This window comes from Nostoc sp. DedQUE04 (assembly GCF_034530995.1).
Lineage (GTDB): Bacteria > Cyanobacteriota > Cyanobacteriia > Cyanobacteriales > Nostocaceae > Nostoc.
In genome coordinates, this window is sequence record NZ_JAVRCA010000110.1 from 1 (window position 1) to 15,804 (window position 15,804).

Genomic DNA, 15,804 nt, shown 5'->3' on the forward strand with positions numbered 1-15,804 from the left:
CTAACACTACTGAGCAGTCTGCTACTTTATCCTGATTACTGAATCGGTGTTCTAGAGATGTTTCTGTAAGAAGGCGTGGAAGTGCATATTGCAGTTGTGAGATTCCGTGTTTTAGTTCAGCATCATATACACGACCATCGGACTCATCAACCTCTATCCCTTTGTAGCAGTGAGGAGCATGGCTATCGAACTCAACCGTTACGTTAGATCGAAAAAATTTTTTGGAGAATTGATCAACAGCACGGATTGTGCGACCAAGTGTAATTGGCGAAAAGTCCAGGCGGTTAGGATCTGGAAAAAATAACCATTTAACATTGGGATGACGCTGCTTGCACTCTACTAAAAGCTCAAGTGTAGCCGTAATTTTATTTCGATTAGAGAAAGGCAAAAAAGCTGTTGCCTGTAGGTCAACCGAAAAGTCCTTGACAATACCAGAATCATCACGGGCATACGTGTAATCAGCGTCAACTGCAAATCCATGAGAGACAAGAGACTTTGCTACCTCAAACTCTAGAGGAAGACTTGAGGAAACAAGCTTACTTTTCCACTTAGCAGAACTAGCCATTCAATATTAATACAACAACAATAGTCATCAACCATAGTCCAAATATCCTACAGATACAAATAGCCTTTTGGTTAACGCCTCCAACAAAAACAAAACAGACTAATTTTTATCAGACACATTCTCACTGTAAACTCTATGTATAGTAGTCTACTTTGGATAAATAAGTAGTATGGTTCTGTCTATGTTTTAAGTAATTTATTTTTAATAGTATTTTTGTATTATTAACTTTTTGATCCATTGGGCGATTAATAAGTGTTGGCTTTAATGCAAAATAAAGCGATGAATGCGATCGCACCTCCTATTTCTCTACCAGGTTGATTTACAGTAGTAATTAGCGAGAATTGATACCGTCGACGCCATAAGTATTTGCGATCGCTTAATCTTAAATTGAAGGGTAAAAAACCCAGCTTCTCTATGAAAACCGGATTTTTAAGTAATTGTTAATTTATTTTTGAGCAATACAACAGGGCAATAAAGGCTTATTTACAACTTCTTTTATGTCTACTGAATTTAAAAAATCTTCCCAATATTTCTGAACTTCAGGATCGTTAGGACGCTGGCGGCGTAAATTAGCTAAAGTTCTTAGAGCATCTTCCCAAAATCCGGCTGTGGCAAATAAAACTGCCCGATCTAAGTCTGTGTTTGGTTGGTTTAACTGAAGAGATAGGTTTTCATCTTGCGATCGCACAATTGTACCTTCTACATAAGAGTCTTTATCGCGGTTATTAGGATCGCAAATCATCGAAAAAGTCCAATTGTACTCTTTACCGATTTGTAGAGATGGCTGATCGACAGGTACATTTACGCTAACAATACCATTCTGCCCAACAGGTTTGAAAGTTCCCTTATATAATGGGTCAATACTATCACCATCCCGTAAAACAAATTCTAGTGCTTGTACTGTTGTCGAGGTTTGAGGAACGTAGAAAAAGAATGTCGGACGTTCTGCTGTGGTTCGTTGAGCTTCCTTATCTGTTGGTGTCAAGGGAATAAGATATTGTCCAGTTTGAAAGCAACTTCCCCGTGTTCCTGCTGACCTTACCCTACCAGGTCTACCTGGGACAAAGGCGATCCGATTTCTACTGCTACCGCGTTGAATATAACCTGTAACATTTCTAATTGCAGCAGTAGCATACCTATCTCCAGGACGTAGCCGCTCTGCTTGCTGAAAATTCAATAAAGCTTTTCTATAATTTCTTCGTTTGGTTTCATTGTAGCCATTCAGCATATATTGAGTGTAAGCAGATTTTGCTTGTGCCAGTTGGTAAACTGATGTTGCCAAAACCTGAGTAATACTTACAGACTCGAAGGGGAGAAATGCTAAAGCAGCAAGCAGATAACTTGCCCAAAATCTATATTTCATGATGTTTATGTTAACTTGTAGTACATTATTTGGATATATATAATACAATAGCCTAAGCTTTACAGTGACAAGACTTTATTGTACATTCAAGGGTTTAAGACCCCAACCATACACGTAGCATATTTTGAGTCTGGGTTTAAATCCCTAACTCAAAATGTCTTGAATGCGTGAATTTTGAATGTGCTACTTTCTGGAAAGGCTGAAGTAGTATTGTAATTTTTTTCACAACAAAATTCCCAACTTTTTTCAGAAGTTGGGAATCTTAACCTTTGGATTTTCAGTAGTCTAAAGTTAATAGACTATTAGCTTTTGCCTATTCCTTAATAGACAGAAAAGTGAAATTAAAGATGCGCTATCCGGAACCCTTGTAGAGACGTAGCACTGCTACTTCTCTACATTATTTCTCACTCATATTTTTAATGAGGTACAGCCAATTGTTCATCGGCTACCTGAACATGATCGGTAACAATTTTGCGGAATACATCACCTTCAATTGTTTCTTGTTCTGCTAGCAAATCTACTAAACGCTCCAAAACTACGCGGTTTTCTTCCAACAGTTCTTTGGCCTTAATGTAGGAATTGCTAACAATTTCGCGCACTTGTGAATCAATTTTGGCAGCAATTTCTTCAGAATAGTCTGATTTATTCATCCAGTCACGTCCTAAAAATACCTCTCCACTCTGATTTTCCAAGGACAATGGGCCTAATTCTGACATTCCGAAGCGTGTCACCATCTGCCGCGCCATCCCTGTGACGTGTTGCAAGTCATTGCTTGCACCTGTGGTCACTTCTGGCTTCCCAAAAACAATTTCCTCGGCAGCGCGACCACCCAAAGTAGCAGTAATCCGGGATTTGAGTTGAGAACGGGAAATTAACCCCTGTTCTTCGTTGGGAGTAAACCAAGTTAATCCCAGTGCTTGTCCCCGTGGAATCAATGTCACTTTCTGTACCGGGTCATGGTCTTTGAGCAATGTGCCTACTAAAGCGTGTCCAACTTCATGATAGGCAATCAAGCGCTTGCTCTTGCTGTCTACTAAGGCGGTACCTTCCATACCTGCAACAACTCGGTCTACAGCAGCATCAATTTCTAAAAGAGTGACAGCTTCTTTACGTCTTCTAGCTGTGAGAATGGCGGCTTCGTTGAGTAAGTTGGCTAAATCTGCGCCAGTAAAACCAGGGGTGCGGCGAGCGATCGCTTCTAATGATACGCTAGGATCGATTTTCTTATTCCGGGCGTGGACTTGCAAAATTTCTAGTCGCCCTTTGAGATCGGGTGGATCGACCATCACTTGTCTGTCAAAGCGTCCCGGTCTGAGTAATGCTGTATCTAAAACATCTGGGCGGTTTGTGGCAGCAATAATAATAATACCTGTGTTACCTTCAAAACCATCCATTTCGGTGAGCAGTTGGTTCAAGGTTTGTTCGCGCTCGTCGTTACCGCCACCGATCCCAGCACCCCGTTGTCTGCCTACTGCGTCAATTTCATCGATAAATATTAGACAAGGGGCATTATCTTTGGCTTTCTTGAAAAGGTCGCGCACGCGAGATGCACCCACGCCAACGAACATTTCCACAAATTCTGAACCGGAAATACTGAAAAATGGTACACCGGCTTCACCTGCGATCGCTTTTGCTAGTAAAGTTTTACCAGTACCAGGAGGGCCAATTAACAGCACTCCTTTGGGAATCCGTGCGCCTACAGCAGTAAATCTTTCTGGCTGTTTCAGGAAAGTCACCACTTCTTCGAGTTCTTCTTTCGCTTCTTCAACCCCGGCGACATCTTCAAATTTCACTCCAGTTTTTGCCTCCATTTGGAAGCGAGCTTTGGATTTACCGAAATTCATCGCTTGGCTAGAAGCATTAGTAGAGCGCCGGAGGAACAATAGCATTAAAGCCACCAGTGGCAAAATCCACATCAAATTAATCAACAGTCCAACAGCAGCTCGACTGTTAGCAGAGGAAACTTCGCCAAAATCAACATTCTTCTCTTTGAGAATGTTGACTAACTCTGTGTTTTGTGCCAAAAGTCTCACCTGTTGCGGTGGTGTATTATCTTTTTGTCCCTTGAGATAAACCTTTGCTAGCTGTTCGGTTTCGTCAAGCTCTACTTTCTCGACTTCTCCCGCCTTCACTTTCTTGATCAAGTCACCATAATTTAGAGAAGCGGTTTCTGCCTTTTGTGCCATGACAGGAGTACTTCCGAAAATTCCTGGCAACATAATCAAACTAGCAGCAATTGCACCAACCCAAGCAACGCGCTTTGAGGACTGCCTTTTTATCAATGCTTTTTTTCCCGAATTTGTCATAATAATTACCCTTTGTCTGCTGGCACAAGTTAAGCGCTGGTTTTATGCCTATTCTTCTATCAAAAATTGTAATAACTGGAAATTACACTTTTCTTATCTAGTCTAACTTCCACACAAAAGCATTCCCAAGTTTCTTCAGGCTATTACATAAAGTTGAGCGATCGCTATCTAGATTTATGCAGTTGTTAAGACTAGACATTGGGTACAAGAGGCAAAGGTGCGCAGATAGGGGAAAACTTCCTCCTACTTCTCTCCTGCTCCCCTACTTCCTCAATCTCCAGTAGATATTAATTTGACACATTTCGGCACAAATCGCTAAGATAAACATAGTCATAACGATTCCGCTTTTTAAGAAATCTGGTGATAGTAGCTAGTTAATAGTTTGTGGGTTAATTATGGTGAAAATTATTGGCATTGGTGGTAGTTTAAGACCCAACTCTTATACCCAGCTTGCTTTAGAAGTTGCAGCGCAAAGGGTTGAAGCTGTAGGCGCAGAGGTAGAAATTCTCGATTTACGGCAGTTGCAGCTACCATTTTGCACTGGCGCAAAGGAGTATCCAGAGTATCCAGATGTTCAGCGCTTGCAAAATACAGTTAGTCAGGCTGATGGGTTAATTTTAGCAACGCCTGAGTATCATGGTGGAGTTAGTGGTGTCTTAAAAAATGCCCTGGATTTGATGAGCTTTGAGCAACTGTCTGATAAAGTCACAGGATTGATTAGTGTTTTGGGTGGTCAGTCTAATAGCAATGCCCTAAATGACTTACGGTTAATTGTACGATGGGTACATGGTTGGGTGATTCCCGAACAAATTGCGATCGGACAAGCTTGGGGTGCTTTTAGTCCCGAAGGAAAATTAGTAGATGAAAAGCTCTCTCAAAGATTCGATCAATTTGCTCAGAGTTTAGTTGATAATACTCGCAAATTACGGGGCGTAAATTAGTTTTAGGGTGGGCAAAGCTTTGCCCACCCTATTAAACTCAAACTTTACTTAATGATGATGGTGGTGATGATGGTGATCCCCAGCTAGTTGGGGATTAACTGCTAAAGGTTGCTCTGACAACAACTCTGCTATATGAGTATCAGCCCATTGCGCCGCCATTGCCAAAAATTCTGGATGGTCGTTGACGCAAGCCATTTGCACGTAGTTCGTGCCAGGATGCTGTTTTTCTAAAGCATGGATGATATGGTGTACATCCAATAGAGTTTCGTGGTTTTCTGTGGCAAAGCCAATTGGCATAAAAATTACCACTTTCGCACCCAATTGAATCAGGTTATTTGCAGCTTGCTCGGCATTTGGCTGTGTCCAATCAATTAAGGGTGTGTCATGATTGAGCCAACCTACCGAGATTAAGGGATAGCGGTTAATCAATTTATCCCGAACCAAGTCGTACATTGCTTCACTTTCGGCAATCCCAGAAGTAAAGCCTTTAGCTTTATGGGGACAGCCGTGATTCATTAACACAATACCGATTTGAGAAGGTAGATAAGCTCCAGCTAACTCAGCAATTTTCTCTTCAACCAGATGAGCCATTAAATCGATGTAGGCTGGTTCGTTGAAGAAAGAAGGAATGTAACGCTGTGCTTTAACCCAGTGTTCTTCACCATCAGTCAACTCAACCAGAGCATTGTTAACTTGCTCGATCGCAATCCCACTAGTAAAGATAGAATCAACAACCAGCAGTGGGTAAATTAGCAGCTTCTCGAAGCCTTGGTTTTTGATTTCTGCCAAGACTTGATTGGGTAGGAAAGGAGCGCAAAAGTTGAAAGCCTTGAAAACTTGAACCTTATCGCCCCATTTTTCTTGTAAATTCTTCTCAATCCCAGCCCGTTGCTGTTCAAAGATGGCATTGTGTGGGGAAATAAAATCGTGGTGTGTGTGTCCCCACTCATGGCGGTCAAATAGCGCCAAAAGCTTTGCCAGAGGTGGATAAATCCAGGTTGGTACTGGTGCGAATTTTGCTGTCAGTAGATTTAAAGCCTGTTCGTTATAGTTGGCGAAATCTTCGTAGCTTTCGACTTCGCCGTAGCCCATAAGCAGTACGGCTACACGGTCTTTACCTGATAGATGCTCGTGGGTGTGTTGTACTTTTTCCGGCGTGGCAACCACAATTAGTTCCTCAATATAACCAGAGTGCAGAGAAATATAACGTTAGGGAACAGTTTGCACATTTTCCCTACTTGTAACTTATTATCCCATCCTGGGGGATAGGATAGGTGGGAAAATCAAAATAATACATCAAAAGTAAGACTTTTGTGGGGCATTGGGTATGGGAAATTAAACTATGCGCCATTTCGTATGTCGCTGAAATAGCGAAAGCGGTTAAAATGCCGAAAAGCCGCCTTCTTAGGCACAAGAATTAAACAACATAGAATTAAAGTATGAACATAACTGCTGAGGAGTTGCGTAGAAGACTTGCTGCTGGGGAGAGAGATTTTGCTGGGATTATAGTTCGGGAAGGCGAAATTCTTGATGGTATTAACCTCAGAAATGTTAATTTGAGAGGAGCCAGCTTTCATTCCGTCTCCTTGGTTGGAGCTGACTTGAGCCATGCCTTGTTGAGTGGAGCGTATCTCTCCGAAGCTGTTTTGGACGGAGCCGATTTGCACAGAGCCGATTTGCATGGAACTGGTTTCTGGAAGGCTAGTCTTCGCAATTGCAATCTCTGCGGTGCCCAGTTGAATGGAGCTGACTTGGGAGTTACTAATTGTTGTGGTGCTAACCTGAGTGAGGCTGATCTGCGAGGAGCTAGGATGGATAATACTAGGTTGAAAGGTGCTAACCTGAGTCATGCCGATCTCAGAGGTGCTGAGGATGTCTACCTTGAAGGGGCCATTCTCCACGAAACCATCATGCCAGATGGAAGTATCCAGAGTAGTTGATGCTGATGTAAGTAGATTTTCAAAAATCTCTGATTCTGGTGACAGCTTTTTAAGCGTTTGGTGCATCCACTACTTATGGTTCCAAGTTTCGACGATACCATCCTCAAATACTTTTCTCGCCTAGAAGACCCAAGAATTGAGCGAACCAAACAGCATCTGTTGATAGATATTATTGCGATCGCAATTTTAGCGGTCATCAATGGAGCAGATAGCTGGATAGCAATTGAAACTTATACTCAATCCAAACGAGAATGGCTGGAAACGTTTTTAAGATTACCCAACAGTATTCCCTCCTATGACACAATCCACGAAGTTATAATATTTGTCGTAAACATTTCTACGGCATTATTATATTTAGTTACGGCATAGTTATAGAATCTTCTGGCGGCGAAAAGTTGTTCTTCTACTTCACTTAATAAATATTGTAATTGAATAAAATAGTCGTTTATTTTTAATTCGGGATATGCTTCAACTATTAGTATAATTTTGCTTAACATTATCGAAATTTGGTCTTCTACAGCAACTCGGCTATTATTACTTAAATTTTTTGAAGTTATTGTACTTCTGAGCCTGCTAATTTCTATCAATGTTTTTTGCTCAAATTGCATATATATTTGAGCTAATGTAACAAGTCTAGGTATCAAATCGCTTCTTTTTTGCAGAATCACATCAACAGTAGAAAATGCATTATCAACTTGATTCTTTTTTTTAATTAAACTATTGTATAGAATTATAAAAATAATTAGAATAAAAACAATAAGGCTAATTATAAAAGTAAACATTTGATTGATTAGATTAATCTAATGTTATTTATAATCAAAAATCCTTCTTTTATCAAATAGTATTATTTCGGAAAAATATGTAAAGAGGCTATAATTTCCTCAGTAAAAGCAAGGTAATATATATAAACTCCTTGATTTTTGAAAAAAACTCTGTACATCGTAAGACTCAAAAAATCAAAGATAGTGTTATAGATGAGTATAATTATTTGCCCTGGAATTCATGAGCCAGAGTTAACTGAAAGCTTTAGAGTCGGATTGTTAGATTTAGTTTCTAATAGCGCGATCGCACATAACCCCACAAATATACTGGTTTATCCTGGTAAAGATGTTTTGGTTTTATCACCATTGCACATTTTGCAGTTTTTGCGCGATCGCTTGACCGACTCTTTAGAATCACCAATTATATTCATAAGCTTTAGTGCTGGGGTAGTTGGGGCAATAGGGGCAGCACATTTGTGGCAACTCTTGGGTGGTCGTGTGAAAGCGTTTATTGCTATAGATGGATGGGGAGTACCACTACAGGGAAATTTCCCGATTCATCGGATAAGTCATGATTATTTCACTCATTGGAGTTCATGTTTACTTGGTAGTGGGCAAAATAACTTTTATGCAGAACCAGGAGTCGATCATTTGTCCATCTGGAAATCTCCCCAAACTGTACAAGGCTGCTGGGTAGATTCATCCATCAAGATTATTCCACCCAAAGGTCGTCTGACAGCAGCTGAATTTTTGCTTATGCTGTTAAAGCACTATGAAGCAAATTAATCCGGACAACAGAATTAGGAGTTAGGAGTTAGGAGTTAGGAGTTTGGGGTTAGGAGTTTGGAGTTTGAAGTTAGGAGTTAAGAGTTTGGAGTTTGGAGTTTGGAATCAACATTTATTCTCCCCTCTGTCTAATGCCCCATGCCCCATGCCCCATGCCCCATGCCCCATGCCCCATGCCTCATACCCCATGCCCCATGCCCCATCTACCCAAAGTATCTAATGTTTCCAACTGAACCAGCTGCTGTTAATAACGGGTTTAGCGCACTGCTAAAAAACCGTGGTTTTATGCTCCTGTGGATTGGGCAACTTCTATCCCAATTAGCAGATAAGGTCTTCTTCGTTTTGCTGATTGCTCTGCTGGAGAACTACCCACCGCTTCCTGGGTTGGCACAAAACTCAATGTACTCAACCTTGATGCTGTCCTTTACAATCCCAGCAATTTTGTTCGGCTCTGCCGGTGGCATCTTTGTTGACCGATTGCCAAAAAAGCTGATAATGGTCGGCTCAGATGTCGTGCGGGGAATATTAACGCTGTGTCTTCCCTTGTTACCTCGCCAATTCCTGATTTTGTTAATCCTGACTTTTGCCATTTCCACGGTGACGCAGTTTTTTGCACCAGCCGAGCAAGCAGCAATTCCCTTGTTAGTGAAGCGAGAAAATTTGTTGGCAGCTAATGCGCTGTTTAGCAGCACGATGATGGGAGCTTTAATTGTTGGTTTTGCCATTGGAGAGCCGATTTTGAGTTTGTCGAAAAGCTGGATGGGAGAAGAATACGGTCAAGAGCTTGTGGTTGGTGGATTATATATATTATCGGCTGCAATTATGCAGCCAATTAAGTTTAAAGAAGACAAACCTCACCGGGAACATCGGGCATCAAATCACCCTTGGGCTGAATTTACTGAGAGCCTGCGCTATCTCAGGAAAAACCCTTTGATCTTGAACGCTATGCTGCAACTGACAACCTTATATTGTGTGTTTGCAGCCTTAACAGTGCTGACGATTCGATTAGCTGAGGAGTTTGGTCTAAAAGAAAAACAGTTTGGCTTTTTCTTGGCAGCAGCAGGAGTAGGTATGGTCTTTGGTGCGGCAATTTTAGGTCACTGGGGTGATAAATTGCATCGCAAGCCTCTACCTTTAATTGGATTTTTGATGATCGCACTAGTTTTAGGAGTGTTCACTTTTACGCACAACTTGTTGCTGGCGCTAGGACTCTGTGCATTTTTGGGTGTAGGTGCTGCCTTAATTGGTGTCCCCATGCAAACTTTAATTCAACAGCAAACACCACCGACCATGCACGGTAAAGTATTTGGCTTTCAAAATCATGCCGTCAACATCGCTCTGGCATTACCTCTGGCGATTACTGGCCCATTAACTGATGCTCTGGGCTTGCGATTTATACTAGTAGGAATGAGTATTGTTGTCGTGGTTGTCGGTGTTTGGGCTTGGAAAAATACCCGCAATGTCTTGCAAGACGTAATTTAATTAATGTAGGCTAATAATCTAGCTTTATATCTAATATATAAAATTCTCAGAATTTAATTGGACTTTTCCATTAAAATGAAATCTTAACTACAGAATTCAGCATTAACTTTAGCTATAGTCTGAGGTTTGACCGTGCGATCGCTTTCCCCAATTAGTCTCCCACAAATCGAGAATCACAAACAGTCTCGTGCTTCTAGTCCGCCAGTCGTGCCCAAGCGTGCATCTGGCGGTTTTGCTCTGCTTGACAGCCTTCATCGCCACGGCGTTGATTATATTTTTGGTTATCCTGGTGGGGCAATTCTCCCAATTTACGATGACCTATATAAGGTGGAAGCAACTGGTGCTATGAAGCACATTCTCGTGAGACACGAGCAAGGCGCAGCCCACGCTGCTGATGGTTATGCCCGTGCTACAGGCAAAGTAGGAGTATGCTTTGGTACTTCTGGCCCAGGAGCAACTAACTTGGTGACAGGCATCGCCACCGCCTACATGGATTCAATCCCGATGATTATAGTCACGGGACAGGTAGCACGTCCGTCGATTGGTACAGATGCGTTTCAAGAAACTGATATTTACGGGATTACCCTACCAATCGTGAAGCACTCTTATGTGGTACGCGATCCCAAGGATATGGCGCGAATTGTCGCCGAAGCATTCCACATCGCTAGCACTGGGCGTCCGGGGCCAGTTTTGATTGATGTCCCCAAAGATGTAGCTCTAGAAGAATTTGACTATGTACCTGTAAAACCAGGTTCAGTCAAGTTACGCGGTTATCGTCCCACGGTGAAGGGAAATCCCCGACAAATTCATGCCGCCATCCAGTTGATTACTGAAAGTCGCCGTCCGCTATTGTATGTGGGTGGTGGTGCGATCGCAGCTGGCGCTCATGAAGAAATCAAACAACTAGCTGAATTATTCGATATCCCTGTCACCACAACCTTAATGGGGATCGGTGCCTTTGACGAACATCATCCCCTCGCTTTGGGAATGTTGGGGATGCACGGCACTGCTTACGCTAACTTCGCTGTTAGTGATTGTGACTTGCTGATTTGCGTCGGCGCTAGATTTGATGATCGCGTTACAGGTAAGTTAGACGAATTCGCTTCCCGCGCCAAAGTAATTCACATTGACATCGATCCAGCAGAAGTCGGCAAAAACCGCATTCCCGAAGTGCCCATCGTCGGCGATGTACGGAACGTGTTGATAGACTTGTTGCGTCGCTGCAAAGAAGCAGGGATTAAGGCTACACCAAATCAAAACCAAGAGTGGCTGAATCTAGTTAACCGTTGGCGCGATGAGTATCCTCTCATAGTGCCGCAGCATCCCGACAGCATTTCACCCCAAGAAGTAATTGTAGAAGTCAATCGCCAAGCACCCCACGCTTTCTACACCACAGATGTCGGACAGCATCAAATGTGGGCAGCACAATTCCTAAAGAATGGCCCAAGGCGCTGGATTTCTAGCGCTGGTTTGGGAACGATGGGTTTTGGCTTACCTGCGGCAATTGGCGCGAAAGTGGCGTTTCCTGATGAAGAAGTCATCTGTATTAGCGGTGATGCTAGTTTCCAAATGTGTTTGCAGGAACTAGGAACAGCCGCACAGTATGGAATAAATGTCAAGACAATAATCCTCAATAACGGCTGGCAAGGGATGGTACGCCAGTGGCAGCAAGCCTTCTATGGTGAGCGTTACTCATGCTCCGACATGGAAATAGGAATGCCAGACGTAGAGTTATTGGGAAAAGCTTATGGCATCAAGGGCATGATAATAAGCGATCGTAGTCAATTAAAAGATGCGATCGCCGAAATGCTGGCACACAAAGGGCCAGTAATCTTAAATGTCCACGTCACCAGAGACGAAAACTGCTATCCAATGGTAGCCCCTGGTAAGAGCAACGCTCAAATGGTCGGCTTGCAGAAGCAACCGCCCAAAGCCGCAGCCGAGCCAGTGTATTGTAGCCATTGCAATGCCAAAAATGCTCCTACGCACAACTTCTGTGCTGAGTGTGGCACAAAGCTGTAACGGTTTTTGATAATTTCGACTAGAGAGATAGGGGAGCAAGGATGAAGGGGAGCAGGATGCAGAAATTTCCCTAATTCCTGCCCCCTTTTCTCTTACGTAGGCATCCCTTAATCTTCCTGATGAGGTTGAGGTAAAAAGATATTTCCTAAATAATTCACTAAATCGCTTTGACTGTTGGAATCTAACAGCACCTCAGCTAATTCTTCTAATTGAGTAATCGATAATGTGCAAATCTGCTGTTATATTTCTGTTTTAATTGCAGCAAAGCGTTCTGAAAACTACTTATCAAACTTAGGTTTTATTAAAAATTCATATACTTTTTGCTTTAGTTAGTTAAATATGCGAGTGAGAGTTGATTTTAGATAAATCAGTTTTTTTTAAAAATTCAGTAACATTCCTCTTTTATTAAAAAGTTAAATATAAATACAATATTAAAAGTTGTGCTGGCTTAGTTGATTAAAAAATGTCAATTATTCCAGGTGTATCTATTTGCTAACTTTTTTCAGACAGATTCAGTAGTCTTAAAATAACTGCTCTCTTTCTTTTATAAAAGAGAGTTGAGCTTCCTATTGATTGAGAAAAGTAGATTGTTGTTAGCGAATTAATGTACTAAGCATTAATAGTCTGTTCATTTGAAATCGCTGTGTTCAAGTTTATTGGACAACAGCGTAATGACTTATATGGAAAAATTGCAGTTTTATTTCTAACTGAGAACAAACACAACTTCTTTAAGCTTTGAATACTTCTCAACGCATATAATCAATCCCAATCCCTATGCAACAATATATTTCTCATTTGCTCGTACTGGTATTAGGAACAAGTTCAACTTTCCTTGTTACTCCATCTCAAGCTCAAACTCCGGTAAAAACCAACAATCAAAATCCTAAGAATGTTACTTCCATATCTTCAAGTTCACCTTCGGCTACCCAATTAAGTGATTTTACCAATTCTACTAATAGCAAACCATCTCTTCTTTCTGAGGTAACTAATAACTCTTCTGCTACTAATACCAATATAACAGCAAATAAACCTCGTCCACGGGTTCCTATATTCAGCAGAATTTTTCCTACACCTTCGATGCAGCAATAATTAGCAATTAAACATTTAGTTTACTTGCTTAGGTCGATCAAAATTTGCATTCATACATTTTGACCTCTCTCCTTAAAGGAGAGAGGCTTTGAATTGTTACTCCCTAATGCTTGTAGGGAAGGGCTGTTTTTGTTAGCTATATATTGGACTCACTGAGAACCAGTATATATATCAGGCATACTCTGATTTGATTTATGCTTGCAGCTGACAGAGGATTAAGCCAAACCATTGATTTGGATCTCTCCACACATGAAGAGGTAGTAAACCTTGTGCAGTTAGTTGCTCTTTGATAAGATCAAGGTTAAATTTGCGGGAAATTTCGGTGAGGATAGTCTCACCTTGTGCAAAATTAACCTTAAGATTAAGAGCGCATAATTCTACAATTTGCGATCGCAAGCTGCGTAAATGCATTTCTATTTGATGCTCGCTTTCATTGTAAAATGCTCGGTGTTCAAACTGGCTAGTGTCAAAGTTACCCTCAAACCGCTGATTTAAATGTTCCAGCATATTGAGGTTAAATGCAGCTGTCACTCCCTGGCTGTCGTTATAAGCTGGTTCCAAAATCTGTTTTGGCTTTCGTAAATCTATCCCCAATAAAAAATACTCACCTACTTGTAGAGCATTGGTAATTTGAGAAAAGAACACATCACACTCATCAGGGGTAAGATTACCTAAGCTGCTACCAATAAAACAAATCATCCGACTCGGTAATTGCGTTGGTAGGAGTTTTGCAAGGGCTAATTCATAGGTTCCCGCTAGTGCATAAACTTGGAGTAAGGGATAATCTTTTAATAACTGCTTGGCACTATTTTCCAACATACCTGCACTCACATCAATTGGTAGGTAATGCAGAGGATAGCCTAGTTGCTGATAGGCATCTAGTAAAATGCGGGTTTTACTAGAACTACCACTGCCAAGTTCTACCAATTCACAAACGCCAGTTATCTTGGCAATTTCACCAGCATACTGTTGTAAAATCGTTGTTTCTGTGCGTGTAAGATAATATTCTGGTAAATCGCAGATTTGCTCAAACAGATCGGAACCACGGTCATCATAAAAGTAACAAGGGGGTAGAGATTTAGGTGTTTGAGTTAATCCCTTCACTACATCACTCCCAACACTAGGTGCAACTATTTGAGTTGCTCCTACCAAACGTTCTATCTCCAAGCGTTTTTCAACGCTGCTTTGAGAAGTAACCTTGCTGTTAATAGCTTTAGATATCGACATGAAACCTCCGTTTGCTTGGCGTAATAGGTTACTTTGATAGCAGACCTTTACTCCAATCAGTGAAACACATAGCCATAGTTAATAAAATCATGCTTGAGCAATATAGCTCAAGCTTTCAAGCTATTTTTCAGCATTTTTCCATTAAAATAGTAGCAAGTAAGTGCTTAAGTGCTATGTTCTCGCAGCGATAAAGATTTGATATAGGCAATATACCCCAAGTACCAGCAAATAGCAGATCGAGTCAGAATGAGGTTGACTAAAGAATGTGGCTTCGTCATATCTGGAATAGCGCAAAAGTTTTCTAGCGATATTCATCGTAGGCTGGAAAAATAGCCTCTTTCACACTAGATTTGCTCAATTTGAATCTCATAGTCTGCTCCCACACTAATGATGCTATTTTCTGGGCAAGCAATCCAATTACCTAGAAATATATGAATATTCCAACTTCTCTTAACACAATTATTAGGCAACAGTCTTACCCGTTTTTATTCGCCATCATTAGTGGTTCTCACTTATATGGCTTTCCCTCACCCGATTCTGATTATGACTTGCGTGGTGTGCATATTTTACCAGTTCAAGAAGTAGTGGGATTACACACTAAAAATGAAACTATTGAAGTTTCAGAAGTTCGCGAATCTTTAGAAATTGATTTAGTAACTCATGATGTCAAAAAATTCTTTTTGATGCTACTTAAAAAGAATGGTTATGTGTTGGAACAATTGTATTCTCCTTTAATATTAATAACCTCACCTGAACATGAGGAATTGAAAATTATTGCTAAAAATTGTATTACCCGTCATCATAGCTACCATTATTTTGGTTTTGCCGCAACACAATGGAAACTTTTTGAGAAAGAACATATACATCGAATTAAGCCATTACTTTATGTTTACCGAGTTATATTAACTGGTATCTATCTAATGCAAACAGGAGTAGTTGAGTCTAATTTAGTTAAGCTAAATGAGGTTTTTAATTTACCCTATATTTCTGATTTGATCTCCCAAAAATTAACAGATACAGAAAAATCTATTTTGTCAGATGTTAATGTAGCTTTTTATCAAAGAGAATATGAACGTCTGCATAATAAGTTACAAGATGCATATCAATCTAGCTCATTACCAGAAGCACCTTCAGCTAATGCAGATTTGGATAATTTGTTAATACGCCTGAGAACAAAGAGCTATAAATTATAAGCTTTTAACTCCTCACTACTAGCCTTTTTAAACAAGATAAATTTAGAGATTGAAAATTCTGCGTGATTTATAGGAACCTATCCCACTAATACCAAAATGTGATAATCTACTTTCTGAATAAGAGGGGGT

General features: G+C 40.9%; 14 protein-coding genes and 1 pseudogene. 8 read left to right on the forward strand and 7 right to left on the reverse strand.

Annotation, left to right across the window (positions count from 1 at the left end):
- The 3 genes from RM049_RS37825 to ftsH form a co-directional block, all read right to left on the reverse strand.
- On the reverse strand, positions 1-565 hold a 565-nt coding region (locus RM049_RS37825; protein WP_322707907.1), incomplete at its 3' end, for a hypothetical protein.
- A 445-nt stretch (positions 566-1,010) separates the two neighbouring features.
- Positions 1,011-1,928 carry a DUF928 domain-containing protein gene (locus RM049_RS37830; RefSeq protein WP_322707908.1) on the reverse strand — a complete coding sequence of 306 codons (918 nt, stop codon included), beginning with the start codon at positions 1,926-1,928 and terminating at the stop codon, positions 1,011-1,013.
- 416 nt (positions 1,929-2,344) lie between these two features.
- Positions 2,345-4,234, reverse strand: coding sequence for an ATP-dependent zinc metalloprotease FtsH (gene ftsH, locus RM049_RS37835; protein WP_322707909.1), 1,890 nt, complete (start codon positions 4,232-4,234; stop codon positions 2,345-2,347).
- Positions 4,235-4,629: 395 nt separating this feature from the next.
- Here ftsH and RM049_RS37840 point away from each other — a divergent pair, with 395 nt between their 5' ends.
- Positions 4,630-5,175 (forward strand): NADPH-dependent FMN reductase, encoded by a 546-nt coding sequence (locus RM049_RS37840; RefSeq protein WP_322707910.1) that lies wholly within the window; start codon positions 4,630-4,632, stop codon positions 5,173-5,175.
- 48 nt (positions 5,176-5,223) lie between these two features.
- Here RM049_RS37840 and RM049_RS37845 read toward each other — a convergent pair whose 3' ends face one another.
- On the reverse strand, positions 5,224-6,342 hold the full coding sequence (locus RM049_RS37845) for a ferrochelatase (RefSeq protein WP_322680787.1): 1,119 nt from the start codon (positions 6,340-6,342) through the stop codon (positions 5,224-5,226).
- A 272-nt stretch (positions 6,343-6,614) separates the two neighbouring features.
- Between RM049_RS37845 and RM049_RS37850 the strand changes: the two genes are divergently transcribed.
- Complete coding sequence (locus RM049_RS37850) at positions 6,615-7,115, forward strand: pentapeptide repeat-containing protein (RefSeq protein WP_322707911.1); 501 nt, start codon at positions 6,615-6,617, stop codon at positions 7,113-7,115.
- Positions 7,116-7,190: 75 nt separating this feature from the next.
- Positions 7,191-7,430 (forward strand): annotated as a pseudogene (locus RM049_RS37855) (transposase family protein); the annotation flags it as partial.
- Here RM049_RS37855 and RM049_RS37860 read toward each other — a convergent pair.
- Positions 7,409-7,897 (reverse strand): LemA family protein, encoded by a 489-nt coding sequence (locus tag RM049_RS37860; RefSeq protein ID WP_322707912.1) that lies wholly within the window; start codon positions 7,895-7,897, stop codon positions 7,409-7,411. The pseudogene RM049_RS37855 and the gene RM049_RS37860 sit on opposite strands and share 22 nt — an antisense overlap.
- Positions 7,898-8,089: 192 nt before the next feature.
- Between RM049_RS37860 and RM049_RS37865 the strand changes: the two genes are divergently transcribed.
- The 3 genes from RM049_RS37865 to ilvB all read left to right on the forward strand — a co-directional run bounded on the left by RM049_RS37865 (position 8,090) and on the right by ilvB (position 12,166).
- Positions 8,090-8,662, forward strand: coding sequence for a hypothetical protein (locus RM049_RS37865; protein ID WP_322707913.1), 573 nt, complete (start codon positions 8,090-8,092; stop codon positions 8,660-8,662).
- A 219-nt stretch (positions 8,663-8,881) separates the two neighbouring features.
- A complete protein-coding gene (locus RM049_RS37870; protein WP_322691568.1) occupies positions 8,882-10,144 on the forward strand; it encodes an MFS transporter in 1,263 nt (420 codons plus the stop codon).
- 126 nt (positions 10,145-10,270) lie between these two features.
- Positions 10,271-12,166 (forward strand): biosynthetic-type acetolactate synthase large subunit, encoded by a 1,896-nt coding sequence (gene ilvB / locus RM049_RS37875; protein WP_322707914.1) that lies wholly within the window; start codon positions 10,271-10,273, stop codon positions 12,164-12,166.
- Between the two features lie 107 nt (positions 12,167-12,273).
- Here ilvB and RM049_RS37880 read toward each other — a convergent pair whose 3' ends face one another.
- Positions 12,274-12,399, reverse strand: a complete 126-nt coding sequence (locus RM049_RS37880; RefSeq protein ID WP_322673229.1) for a DUF4351 domain-containing protein — start codon at positions 12,397-12,399, stop codon at positions 12,274-12,276.
- Positions 12,400-12,940: 541 nt separating this feature from the next.
- Here RM049_RS37880 and RM049_RS37885 point away from each other — a divergent pair.
- Positions 12,941-13,255 (forward strand): hypothetical protein, encoded by a 315-nt coding sequence (locus RM049_RS37885; RefSeq protein WP_322686551.1) that lies wholly within the window; start codon positions 12,941-12,943, stop codon positions 13,253-13,255.
- A gap of 192 nt (positions 13,256-13,447) precedes the next feature.
- Here the strand turns inward: RM049_RS37885 and egtD are convergent, their stop codons facing one another.
- Positions 13,448-14,482 (reverse strand): L-histidine N(alpha)-methyltransferase, encoded by a 1,035-nt coding sequence (gene egtD, locus RM049_RS37890; protein ID WP_322707915.1) that lies wholly within the window; start codon positions 14,480-14,482, stop codon positions 13,448-13,450.
- Between the two features lie 431 nt (positions 14,483-14,913).
- On the opposite strand from egtD, the gene RM049_RS37900 reads away from it, so the two are divergent.
- Positions 14,914-15,675, forward strand: coding sequence for a DNA polymerase beta superfamily protein (locus RM049_RS37900; RefSeq protein WP_322707916.1), 762 nt, complete (start codon positions 14,914-14,916; stop codon positions 15,673-15,675).
- Positions 15,676-15,804 lie beyond the last annotated feature (129 nt).

Excerpts from the sequence above, each read along its gene's own strand:
- RM049_RS37830 (WP_322707908.1), bottom strand. The coding sequence starts at position 1,928 with ATGAAATATAGATTTTGGGCAAGTTATCTGCTTGCTGCTTTAGCATTT.
- ftsH (WP_322707909.1), bottom strand. The coding sequence starts at position 4,234 with ATGACAAATTCGGGAAAAAAAGCATTGATAAAAAGGCAGTCCTCAAAG.
- RM049_RS37840 (WP_322707910.1), top strand. The coding sequence starts at position 4,630 with ATGGTGAAAATTATTGGCATTGGTGGTAGTTTAAGACCCAACTCTTAT.
- RM049_RS37850 (WP_322707911.1), top strand. The coding sequence starts at position 6,615 with ATGAACATAACTGCTGAGGAGTTGCGTAGAAGACTTGCTGCTGGGGAG.
- RM049_RS37860 (WP_322707912.1), bottom strand. The coding sequence starts at position 7,897 with ATGTTTACTTTTATAATTAGCCTTATTGTTTTTATTCTAATTATTTTT.
- RM049_RS37865 (WP_322707913.1), top strand. The coding sequence starts at position 8,090 with ATGAGTATAATTATTTGCCCTGGAATTCATGAGCCAGAGTTAACTGAA.
- RM049_RS37870 (WP_322691568.1), top strand. The coding sequence starts at position 8,882 with ATGTTTCCAACTGAACCAGCTGCTGTTAATAACGGGTTTAGCGCACTG.
- RM049_RS37885 (WP_322686551.1), top strand. The coding sequence starts at position 12,941 with ATGCAACAATATATTTCTCATTTGCTCGTACTGGTATTAGGAACAAGT.
- egtD (WP_322707915.1), bottom strand. The coding sequence starts at position 14,482 with ATGTCGATATCTAAAGCTATTAACAGCAAGGTTACTTCTCAAAGCAGC.
- RM049_RS37900 (WP_322707916.1), top strand. The coding sequence starts at position 14,914 with ATGAATATTCCAACTTCTCTTAACACAATTATTAGGCAACAGTCTTAC.